The 10,285-nt window shown below is 70.6% G+C and carries 12 protein-coding genes; 6 read left to right on the plus strand and 6 right to left on the minus strand.

The genetic code is table 11. The features are described 5' to 3' along the window. Positions 1–36: 36 nt before the first annotated feature. A complete protein-coding gene (locus L0984_RS07700; RefSeq protein ID WP_234193131.1) occupies positions 37–759 on the minus strand; it encodes a YggS family pyridoxal phosphate-dependent enzyme in 723 nt (240 codons plus the stop codon). 48 nt (positions 760–807) lie between these two features. Between L0984_RS07700 and L0984_RS07705 the strand changes: the two genes are divergently transcribed. The 3 genes from L0984_RS07705 (at position 808) to L0984_RS07715 (ending at position 4,041) form a co-directional block, all read left to right on the plus strand. After that, the gene (locus tag L0984_RS07705; RefSeq protein ID WP_234193132.1) at positions 808–1,851 is read left to right on the plus strand and encodes a type IV pilus twitching motility protein PilT; all 1,044 of its coding nucleotides are present in this window, start codon (positions 808–810) and stop codon (positions 1,849–1,851) included. Between the two features lie 85 nt (positions 1,852–1,936). Further along, a complete protein-coding gene (locus tag L0984_RS07710; protein WP_234193133.1) occupies positions 1,937–3,073 on the plus strand; it encodes a PilT/PilU family type 4a pilus ATPase in 1,137 nt (378 codons plus the stop codon). 47 nt (positions 3,074–3,120) lie between these two features. Then, on the plus strand, positions 3,121–4,041 hold the full coding sequence (locus L0984_RS07715; protein WP_234193134.1) for an NAD(P)-dependent oxidoreductase: 921 nt from the start codon (positions 3,121–3,123) through the stop codon (positions 4,039–4,041). 246 nt (positions 4,042–4,287) lie between these two features. Here L0984_RS07715 and L0984_RS07720 read toward each other — a convergent pair whose 3' ends face one another. The 3 genes from L0984_RS07720 to L0984_RS07730 form a co-directional block, all read right to left on the minus strand. Then, complete coding sequence (locus L0984_RS07720; RefSeq protein WP_234193135.1) at positions 4,288–5,061, minus strand: BON domain-containing protein; 774 nt, start codon at positions 5,059–5,061, stop codon at positions 4,288–4,290. Then, complete coding sequence (locus tag L0984_RS07725) at positions 5,058–5,669, minus strand: SIS domain-containing protein (protein WP_234193136.1); 612 nt, start codon at positions 5,667–5,669, stop codon at positions 5,058–5,060. The genes L0984_RS07720 and L0984_RS07725 overlap by 4 nt, the downstream gene beginning before the upstream one ends. 222 nt (positions 5,670–5,891) lie before the next feature. After that, complete coding sequence (locus L0984_RS07730) at positions 5,892–6,284, minus strand: YraN family protein (RefSeq protein WP_234193137.1); 393 nt, start codon at positions 6,282–6,284, stop codon at positions 5,892–5,894. A gap of 1 nt (position 6,285) precedes the next feature. Between L0984_RS07730 and rsmI the strand changes: the two genes are divergently transcribed. The 3 genes from rsmI to zigA all read left to right on the plus strand — a co-directional run bounded on the left by rsmI (position 6,286) and on the right by zigA (position 9,192). After that, the gene (rsmI, locus tag L0984_RS07735) at positions 6,286–7,227 is read left to right on the plus strand and encodes a 16S rRNA (cytidine(1402)-2'-O)-methyltransferase (protein ID WP_234193138.1); all 942 of its coding nucleotides are present in this window, start codon (positions 6,286–6,288) and stop codon (positions 7,225–7,227) included. A 10-nt stretch (positions 7,228–7,237) separates the two neighbouring features. Continuing rightward, positions 7,238–7,792, plus strand: coding sequence for a hypothetical protein (locus L0984_RS07740; RefSeq protein WP_234193139.1), 555 nt, complete (start codon positions 7,238–7,240; stop codon positions 7,790–7,792). 188 nt (positions 7,793–7,980) lie between these two features. After that, a complete protein-coding gene (gene zigA / locus L0984_RS07745) occupies positions 7,981–9,192 on the plus strand; it encodes a zinc metallochaperone GTPase ZigA (protein ID WP_234193140.1) in 1,212 nt (403 codons plus the stop codon). Between the two features lie 48 nt (positions 9,193–9,240). Here zigA and L0984_RS07750 read toward each other — a convergent pair whose 3' ends face one another. Next, positions 9,241–9,690 carry a Fur family transcriptional regulator gene (locus L0984_RS07750; protein ID WP_234193141.1) on the minus strand — a complete coding sequence of 150 codons (450 nt, stop codon included), beginning with the start codon at positions 9,688–9,690 and terminating at the stop codon, positions 9,241–9,243. A gap of 74 nt (positions 9,691–9,764) precedes the next feature. Continuing rightward, entirely contained in the window at positions 9,765–10,040 is a 276-nt protein-coding gene (locus L0984_RS07755) for a hypothetical protein (protein WP_017757757.1), read from the minus strand. Positions 10,041–10,285 lie beyond the last annotated feature (245 nt).

A 10,285-nucleotide genomic window follows, 5' to 3' on the forward strand; every position in this document is an offset into this window, starting at 1 on the left:
TCGATCAGTCCGGCCGGCTCGCCGCCCGGCCCTGCCTCAGGCGGCCGGCGCGGCGGCGGCCCCGGCGCGCGGCCGGCCGCCGAAGATGGCGGTGCCCACGCGCACCATCGTGCTGCCGGCGGCGATGGCCGATTCGAGGTCGGCGCTCATGCCCATCGAGAGGGTGTCCAGCGGCAGCCCCAGCGCATGGCGCAGCCGGGCCGCCAGATCGGCCACCCGGGCGAAGACGGCCCGCTCGGCGGCGTCGTCGGGCTGCGGCTCGGGAATGGCCATCAGCCCGCGCAGCACCAGCTGCGGCAGCGCCGCCACCTCGCGCGCCAGCGCCAGGGTCTCCTCCGGCGTCACCCCCGACTTGTTGGCGCCGCCGTCGATGTTGACCTGCAGGCAGACCTGCAGCGGTGGCAGCCCCGGCGGCCGCTGCTGCGACAGCCGCTGGGCGATCTTGAGCCGGTCCACGCTGTGCACCCAGTCGAACTGCTCGGCCACCGGCCGCGTCTTGTTGCTCTGCAGCGGACCGATGCAGTGCCATTCCAGCTGGTCACGCAGGTCGGCCAGGGCGGCGATCTTGTCCAGCCCCTCCTGCACATAGTTCTCACCGAAGGCCTGCTGGCCGGCGGCCACGGCATCGCGCACGGCCTCGGGTCCGAAGGTCTTGGAGACGGCCAGCAGCCGCACGCCGGCCGGATCGCGGCCGGCCGCCTCGCAGGCGCGCACGATCCGTGCATGAACCTGCTGGAGCTGCTCACTCGTCGTAGTCATAATTGCTGAAACCGTTTCAAAACGTCACGAAGTCTAGAGAGGTCGCGCGTGGACATCACCCAGTTGCTGGCATTCAGCGTCAAGAACAAGGCCTCGGACCTGCACCTCTCGGCCGGCCTGCCGCCGCTGATCCGCGTGCATGGCGATGTGCGCCGCATCAACCTCGACCCCATGGAGCACAAGGAAGTGCATGCCATGGTGTACGACATCATGAACGACGCGCAGCGCAAGCATTACGAGGAGTTCCTGGAGATCGACTTCTCGTTCGAGATCGAGGGCCTGGCGCGCTTCCGGGTCAATGCCTTCAACCAGCAGCGCGGCTGCGCGGCGGTGTTCCGGACCATCCCGTCGAAGGTGCTGACGCTGGAGCAGCTGAATGCGCCGCGGATTTTCGGCGAGCTCGCGCTCAAGCCACGCGGGCTGGTGCTGGTGACTGGGCCGACCGGCTCGGGCAAGTCGACCACGCTGGCGGCGATGGTCAACCACCTCAACGAGACCGAATACGGCCACATCCTGACGGTGGAAGACCCGATCGAGTTCGTGCACGAGTCCAAGAAGTGCCTGATCAACCAGCGCGAGGTCGGGCCGATGACCCTGAGCTTCGCCAACGCCCTGCGCTCGGCGCTGCGCGAGGACCCGGACGCGATCCTGGTGGGCGAGCTGCGCGACCTGGAGACCATCCGCCTGGCGCTCACGGCGGCCGAGACGGGCCACCTGGTGTTCGGCACGCTGCACACCTCCAGCGCCGCCAAGACCATCGACCGGATCATCGACGTCTTCCCCGGCGAGGAGAAGGAGATGGTGCGGGCGATGCTGTCGGAATCGCTGCAGGCCGTGATCTCTCAGACGCTGTGCAAGACCAAGGACGGCGCCGGCCGCGTGGCGGCGCACGAGATCATGCTGGGCACGCCGGCCATCCGCAACCTGATCCGCGAGGCCAAGGTGGCGCAGATGTACTCGAGCATCCAGACCGGCCAGAGCATGGGCATGCAGACGCTGGACCAGTGCCTGGTCGACCTCGTGCGGCGCGGGGTCATCAGCGCGGCCGAGGCCCGCGGCAAGGCCAAGACGCCCGAGAATTTCCCAGGCTGACCCCGAACGGCGCCCTTCCTCCCTTCCCTGGGGCGCCCCCGCTGCCGTCCCGCCCGTCCCCCATTCCCACCTTTCTGGAGCCACCATGGAACGCGATCAGGCCAGCCAGTTCATCACCGACCTGTTGAAACTCATGGTCAGCCGCGGGGGCAGCGATCTGTTCATCACGGCCGACTTCCCGCCGGCCGTGAAGATCGACGGCAAGGTGGTCAAGATCTCGCAGCAGCCGCTGTCGCCGCAGCACACGCTGGCCCTGACGCGGGCGCTGATGAACGACCGGCAGACCTCGGAGTTCGAGCGCACGCGCGAATGCAATTTCGCCATCTCGCCCGCCGGCTACGGCCGCTTCCGCGTCAATGCCTTCGTGCAGCAGGGCCGCGTGGGCATGGTGCTGCGGACCATCCCGACCACGCCACCCACCATCGACGGGCTGAACCTGCCGCAGGTGCTCAAGGAAGTCACCATGACCAAGCGCGGCTTGGTGATCGTGGTGGGCGCCACCGGCTCCGGCAAGTCGACCACGCTGGCCGGCATGCTGGACTGGCGCAACGAGAACACCCAGGGCCACATCGTCACCGTCGAAGACCCGATCGAGTTCGTGCACGCGCACAAGAACTGCGTGGTCACGCAGCGCGAGATCGGCATCGACACCGACAGCTGGGAGACGGCGCTCAAGAACGCCCTGCGCCAGGCGCCCGACGTGATCCTGATGGGCGAGATCCGCGACCGCACGGCCATGGAGAACGCGATCATCTTCTCCGAGACCGGCCACCTGTGCCTGGCCACGCTGCACGCCAACAACGCCAACCAGGCGCTGGACCGCATCATCAACTTCTTCCCCGACGACCGGCGCGAGCAGCTGCTCATGGACCTGTCGCTCAACCTGCGCTCGATGATCTCCCAGCGGCTGGTGCCCACCGAGGACGGCCGCGGCCGCGTGGCGGCGGTGGAGATCATGCTCAACACCCCGCTGATCGCCGACATGATCTTCAAGGGCCAGGTGGGCGAGATGAAGGAAGTGATGCGCAAGAGCCGCAACCTGGGCATGCAGACCTTCGACCAGGCGCTGTTCGACCTGTTCGAGCAGTACGCCATCTCGTACGAGGACGCCGTGCGCAACGCCGACTCCACCAACGACCTGCGCCTGCAGATCAAGCTGCACAGCCAGCGCGCGCGCAGCCGCGACCTGAGCTCGGGCACCGAGCACCTGTCGGTGGTCTGACGAGGCCGGAGGCACCGCAGGCCGCGCAGCGCCGCTAAGCTCGGGGGATGAGCACACCCTCCCCCTCCTTCCACCCCAAGTCCTACGCCGCCGTCCCGGCCCGCGCCGTCGCCTTCCTCGGCCTCGGCGTGATGGGCTATCCCATGGCAGCCCACCTCGCCGCCGCGGGCCACCGCGTCACCGTCTACAACCGCAACGCCGCCAAGTCGGCCGCCTGGGTGCAGGAATTCGGCGCCGCCCATGCCTCGGCCCCCTCCCCGCGCGAGGCGGCCGCCGGCGCCGACATCGTGTTCTGCTGCGTGGGCAACGACGACGACCTGCGCTCGGTGGTGCTGGGCGAAACGGGCGCCTTCGCCGGCATGAAGCCGGGCGCGGTCTTCGTGGACCACACCACGGCCTCGGCCGAGGTGGCGCGCGAGCTTTCCGCCGCCGCGAGCGGCCAGGGCCTGCATTTCATCGACGCGCCGGTCTCCGGCGGCCAGGCCGGCGCGCAGAACGGCATGCTCACGGTGATGTGCGGCGGCGACGCGGCGGTGTTCGCGCAGGTGGAGCCCGCGATCGGTGCCTTCGCCCGCGCGGTCACGCTGCTGGGCGACAGCGGCGCCGGCCAGCTCGCCAAGATGGTCAACCAGATCTGCATCGCCGGGCTGGTGCAGGGCCTGTCCGAGGCCATCGCCTTCGGCCAGCGTGCCGGCCTGGACATGGAGAAGGTGCTGGAGGTGATTGGCAAGGGCGCCGCCCAGAGCTGGCAGATGGACAACCGCGGCAAGACCATGGTGGCCGGCCGCTTCGATTTCGGCTTTGCCGTGGACTGGATGCGCAAGGACCTGGGCCTGGTGCTCGACGAGGCCAAGCGCAACGGCGCCCGCCTGCCGGTGACGGCGCTGGTGGACCAGTTCTATGCCGACGTGCAGCAGGCCGGCGGCGCCCGGTGGGACACCTCCAGCTTGATCACCCGGTTGAAATAAAGAGCACCCCCCATGCCGCTTCGCGGCTCCCCCCTCTCTGGCGCCTTCGGCTTGGAGGGGGGCGCACCCCGAGGCCTGGCAAAGCCAGTTCCTCGGGTGCACTGGCGTGGCCTGCTCCGCGGCCGTTGGCGCCTGGGAAGCACAGGTGCCGCTGGCGTAGGAGACCGCGTGGCTGAACTTGCCTGAGAACGGCGTAGCGGCCCTGCCGCGCTCTCGGCATCCATAAGGATGCCATCGAGAAGCCGATCAGCGTACCGGTGTCGTGACCACGCCCGGCACTGGTGCGGGTGCGGCCGCTGGGGCAGCGGGCGCTGGCAGCGGCGCCATGGGCGGCAGCGGCACCCGCGCGCCGTCGGTGCCGGGCACGGTCTGCGAGGGGCCGACGCCGCCGGGCAGGGACTGGCCGTCGTCGCCCACGAATTCGAAGACACGCACCACCTTCTCGACGCCGGAGATGCCGCGCGTGATGTCGGTCGCGCGGTCGGCCTCGCGGCGGGTGACCAGGCCCATCAGGTAGACCACGCCGCCCTCGGTCACCACCTTGATCGAGTTGGCGGGCACGTCGGACGCGTCCAGCAGCGAGGCCTTGACCTTGGTGGTCAGGTAGGTGTCGTTGGAGCGGCGGGCGATGTTGAGGGCCGGCCCCACCACCACCTCGTTGACGACCGCGCGCACGTTGGGCGCGGTGCGCACCACCTCGCCGGCGCGCTGCTTGTCGGCCTCGCTGCCCACGGTGCCGGTCAGCAGGGCCGTGCGGTTGAAGCTGATCACCGTGACGTTCATGTCGTCGTTGGCAATCTCGCGGATGCGGGCGGCGGCGCGCAACTCGATGGCCTGGTCGTCGAGCTGCGCGCCGGAGCTGCGGCGGTCCAGCGCCAGGGTGCCGATGCCCGCGGCCGCGGCACCGCCCACCACCAGCGGAACGCAACCCGCCAGGCTGCCGCCCAGTGCGGCAACGGCCAGGCAGGCGCAGGCCAGGCGCTGGCCACGTCGGAAGATCGTCGTCGGGGAGGTGGTCATGCGGAAAGCTCCTGTTCACCAAGTAGTTGGGCATCCACGGCATCGCACAGGCAGTGCAGCAGCACCAAGTGGACTTCGTGGATGCGGGAAAGGCGGTCATGCGGCACGCAGACCTGCACATCGGTTTCTCTCAGGGCCCGGCCCAGCGCACCGCCCGCGCCGCTGCCGACGCCCCCGGTCAGGGCGATGACGCACATGTCGCGCTCGTGCGCCGCCCCCACCGCGGCCAGCACGGCGGCCGACTCGCCGCGCGGGCTGATGGCCAGCAGCACGTCGCCGGCCTCGCCCAGCGCCCGCACCTGCCGGGCCAGGCCGGCCGCATCGGCGCACTGGCGCGTGTCGGCCAGCGGATCGTCGGGGATGCAGGGCAGCGCCAGGGCCGCGAGGGAGGGCCGCTCGCGCTCGAAGCGGCCGACGAACTGGGCCGCGAACTGGGCGGCCAGGAGACCGGAGACGCCGGCGCCGCAGGCCAGCACCTTGCGGCCGCTGGTCACGCCCGCCAGCAGGGCCTGGACGGCCAGCCCGAGCGGCTTGCTGAGCACGGGCCCGGCCTGGTATTTGAGATCGGCGCTGTCGATGAAATGTTGTTGTAGACGTTGTTCAACCATGCTGTCCGGAATCATAGACGTGCGCTTTTCGGGCCAAGGGGCCCAGCCTGCGACCGCCGCGGCCGTGTCAGGTTCCCGCCAGTTGGCAACAAGGCGTCGCGGCCACACCCGCGAGACGTCCACGACCGATGCACCCCATGCCGGAGCGGGCCATTTCGCAAGACGCGCCCCCTGGCCCCTTGCAAAAGCGGGCGGCGGAACGCGAAGCGCGCCGCCTGGCGGTCATTCCACGGTGAACGCGCCCCGCAACCACCGGATCTCGTCCTCCACCAGCACCGCGTCGAAGCGGCAGGGCGGCGGCGAAGGCAGGCGCATGAGGTAGTGCCGGGCCGCGAAGATGATCCGACGCTGCTTGGCGAAGGTGATGCTGGCGCCCGCGCCGCCATGGCTGGCGCGGGAGCGGCTGCGCACCTCGACGAAGACCAGCGTGCCGCCGGGCTCGCGCATGATCAGGTCCACCTCGCCGCCGCCGCGGCCCGGGGTTCGATAATTGCGCGCCACCAGCCCCAGCCCGGCCTTGCGCAGGTGGGCCAGTGCGGCGTCCTCGGCGGCATCGCCCAGGCGCTTGGTGGTCGGGGGCGCCACCGGCCCCCGCTTGAACGGAAGAAGACCCATCTTGAACACCCTCCCCACGGCTGCTTCTTTCGGCGCCGCTGTCCAGGCCGCCCGCGACGCGGCCGGCGGCCAGCATTATCCGCAGGGCACCCTCTACGTCGTGGCCACGCCCATCGGCAACCTGGCCGACCTGTCGCTGCGGGCGCTGCATGTGCTGCAGCTGGTCGATGCCATCGCCTGCGAGGACACGCGCCACACCCACCAGCTGCTGCGCGCCTGCGGCATCGACCGGCCCGGCAGCCAGCTGCTGGCCGTGCACCAGCACAACGAGGCCGAGGCCGCGCAGGCCGTGATCACGCGCCTGGCCGAGGGCCAGCGCATCGCCTACGTCAGCGACGCCGGCACGCCGGGCGTGAGCGACCCCGGCGCCCGGCTGGCCGCCGCCGTGCAGACCGCGGGCCAGCGCGTGCTGCCCCTTCCTGGGCCGTCCAGCGTGACCACGCTGCTGAGCGCCGCCGGCGCGCATGACGACGCCCGCGGCGGCGCCTTCGTCTTCGCGGGCTTCCTGCCGGCCAAGGCCGGCGAGCGCGATGCCGCGGTGCAGGTCCTGGCCGGCGAGACGCGCGCCGTGGTGCTGCTGGAGGCCCCCCACCGCATCGAGGCCCTGGCGCGCGCACTGGCCGTGCTGGGCACGCGGCCGGTGACCGTGGGCCGCGAGCTGACCAAGCAGTTCGAGGAGATCGCCACCGTGCCCGCCCAGGCCCTGGCGGACTGGCTGGCCGCCGGCGCGCAGCGCACGCGCGGCGAGTTCGCGCTGCTGCTGCATCCGCAACCCGCCCAGGTCGACGGCGACGGCATCGGCGCCGAGGCCGAGCGCGTGCTGCGCCTGCTGCTGGCCGAGCTGCCGCTCAAGAGCGCGGCGCGCCTGGCCGCGGACATCACGGGCGCGCCGCGCAACGCCCTCTATGCCCAGGCCCTGGCGTGGCGCAATGCGGATGAATGAGTCCCCCACCGTGACGTCCCTCGCTGCGTCCGATACCGCCGAGACGGCCGCCCGGCTGGCACGCTGGCCGCATCCCGGTACGCCCGTGCTGGCCACGCTGGACGACACCCGGCTCCTGCTGGCCTGGATGCAGGGCGGCGCACTGCAGGCACATGCCCTGCCGCTCGGCCTGCGCACGCTGGGCGACGCGCATTTCCGCCACCAGCCTGCGCGGCCCGTGGAACTCGAAGCCGCCATCGACACCGTCGAGGACGCCCTGATGCGCCCGCACCCGCCCCTGCCGGCCGGCCGCGTGCTGTGGCCGGCCGGTGCCTTCGGGTGTGTGCTGCCGCTCGTCGCGGGTGCCACCCGCGAGGACGTGGAGGCGCTCTTCCAGCAGTTCGCCGCGGTCTCCCTCGGCCGGCCCGGCGCCGGCCTGCCGCAGGATGCGGCCTCCACCGCCGCCATCCTGGTGCTGCGCGAGCTGATGCATCACCTGGATTTCGCCCGGTGGGCGGCGGGCCCCCCAGATTCCTCCCAGATCGGGCCGCACACTGCATCCGCAGCCCGACTTCCTGACTCTTGATTCCCCCCCTCGAGGGCTGCCTTCACCCGCTTCGGCGGGTTTCTTTTTGCCTGAACGGCGGGAGCGGCGCCGCACACTTCGGCCATCCGGTCCTTGATGCAATCGCGTTGCATCTCCATAAAATGCAATTCCGTTGCATTAATAGGCCTCCATCCCGACGGAGGCCGACCGACCTGGAGCTCCCCCACATGTCCGACTCCCTGGCGACCACCCAGCCGCGCCTGCCCGTCACCGTCCTGTCCGGCTTCCTGGGCGCAGGCAAGACCACGCTGCTCAACCACATCCTGCACAACCGCGAGGGCAGGCGCGTGGCCGTCATCGTCAACGACATGTCCGAGGTGAACATCGATGCCCAGCTGGTGCGCCAGGGCGGCGCCAGCCTGGCCCGCACCGAGGAGAAACTGGTCGAGATGAGCAACGGCTGCATCTGCTGCACCCTGCGCGAGGACCTGCTGATCGAGGTCGGACGCCTGGCGCGCGAAGGCCGCTTCGACCAGCTCGTCATCGAGTCCACCGGCATCTCCGAGCCGCTGCCCGTGGCCGAGACCTTCACCTTCGCCGGCGAGGACGGCCGCCGGCTGGACGACGTGGCCCGGCTGGACACGCTGGTCACCGTGGTCGATGCCTGCAACTTCCTGCGCGACTACGGCTCGCGCGACAGCCTGGCCGCACGCGGCGAATCGATGGGCGAGGACGACGCGCGCACCGTGGTCGACCTGCTGGTCGAGCAGGTGGAGTTCTGCGACGTGCTGGTCGTCAACAAGACCGACCTGGTGAGCGCCGGGGAGCGCGAGCGGCTGCTGGCCATCCTGCGCGGCCTCAACCCGCGCGCCCGCATCGTGCCGAGCGAGTTCGGCCGGGTGCCGCTGGCACAGGTGCTGGACACCGGCCTGTTCGACTTCGAGCAGGCGGCGCAGGCGCCCGGCTGGCTGCAGGAACTGCGCGGCACGCATGTGCCCGAGACCGAGGCCTACGGCATCGCCAGCTTCTGCTGGCGCGCGCGCCGGCCGCTGCATCCACGGCGCTTCTTCGACTGGGTGGAAAGCGAATGGCCGGGCGTGGTGCGCTCCAAGGGCTTCTTCTGGCTGGCGAGCCGGCCGACCTTGGCCGGGTCGTGGTCGCAGGCCGGGGCCGTGGCCCGCCACGGTGCGGGCGGCTACTGGTGGGCCGCCGTGCCGCGCGAGCACTGGCCCGAGGACCCCGAGGCCCTGGCCGCCATCGAGCGGCACTGGCTGCCCGAGGTGGGCGACGCCCGGCAGGAACTGGTGCTCATCGGCATGCACATGGACGAAACCACCCTGCGCGCCCGCCTGGACGCCTGCCTGCTCACCGACGCCGAGATGGCCCAGGGCCCCGAAGCCTGGCTGCGCTACGACAACCCCTTCCCCGCCTGGGAGTGAAGAAGCGGCGCCGCTCGCCGCGAAGCGGCATGGGGGTGACTTCTCGTTCTACCTGCAGTCGGCGCAGGTGCCCCGGATGCGCAGCGCGCTCTCGCTGGGCTGCATGCCGCGCCGCTTGAGCGAGCGGTTCAGCCGCTCCAGCACGGCCTGCAGCTGCGCATCCTGCGGCAGGCTCACCAGCCGGTGGCAGGCCTGGCATTCGAAGAGCTGGCTCGAATGCGCGTCGTGCAGCATGAAGCGCGCGACGCCGTCCGAGCCCATCAGCCGGTCGGCCAGGCCGGCCTGCGTCAGCCGGTCCAGCACGCGGTAGACCGTCACGCGGTCGAAGGGCTGCTCGGCGTCCTGCATGCAGACCTGCAGCACCTCGTCATGGGACAGCGCCGAGGCCGTGGCCGACAGCACCCGCAGCACCGCGACCGATGCCCGCGTCACGCGCAGGCCGTGCTCGCGCAGCACGTGTTCCCAGTCGGGCGAACGGGCGTCGGCGGTGGAATGCATGGGCTCGGAATGCAACAGCGGGGCGTGAAGCCCCGCAGTTTAGTCAGCGCCGCCTGGCGGCGCCGAAGGTGCGCTCAGCGCCAGCCGCGCCGGTAGCGGAAGGCCAGGCTGCGGTGCTCGCCGCGCCGCACGTCCACCCACAGCGTCCGGCCGCCGACGATCAGCAGCACGATGCACAGCGCCACCGAACCCACCACGGCCAGGATGAGTCCGTTGCCGTTCAGAAGGCCGGCGAAGAGCAGCGACAGGCTCAGCACCGCCGGCAGCACGGCCCAGCCGAGGATGATGAGTCCTCGCTTGGCACCGAAGCGATAGGCGGCTCTTTCGGGCCAGAAAAAGACGTCGAACATTTGATCCATTTCGCAAGCGTCGAGTGATCGGGCACTCCCCTTTTTGGAGCATCCGTTCCTTGATGGTTGCGGGCTTGCTGCGGTTGGCAACTGCCCATCTCCTTTACGTAGCCCCCACCGGGGATGCTAGGGACATAGGCTGTTCGGACTAGGATTTTTCTTACAGCAAGTGTCAAAAGGTTTACAAATCTTGACGGCGCCGACCCGTGGTAAGGCCACGGGCCGGCTTTGCGCACCAAAGGGGG

This window comes from Pseudacidovorax sp. NFM-22 (assembly GCF_021401245.1).
Classification (GTDB): Bacteria; Pseudomonadota; Gammaproteobacteria; order Burkholderiales; family Burkholderiaceae_C; genus Xenophilus.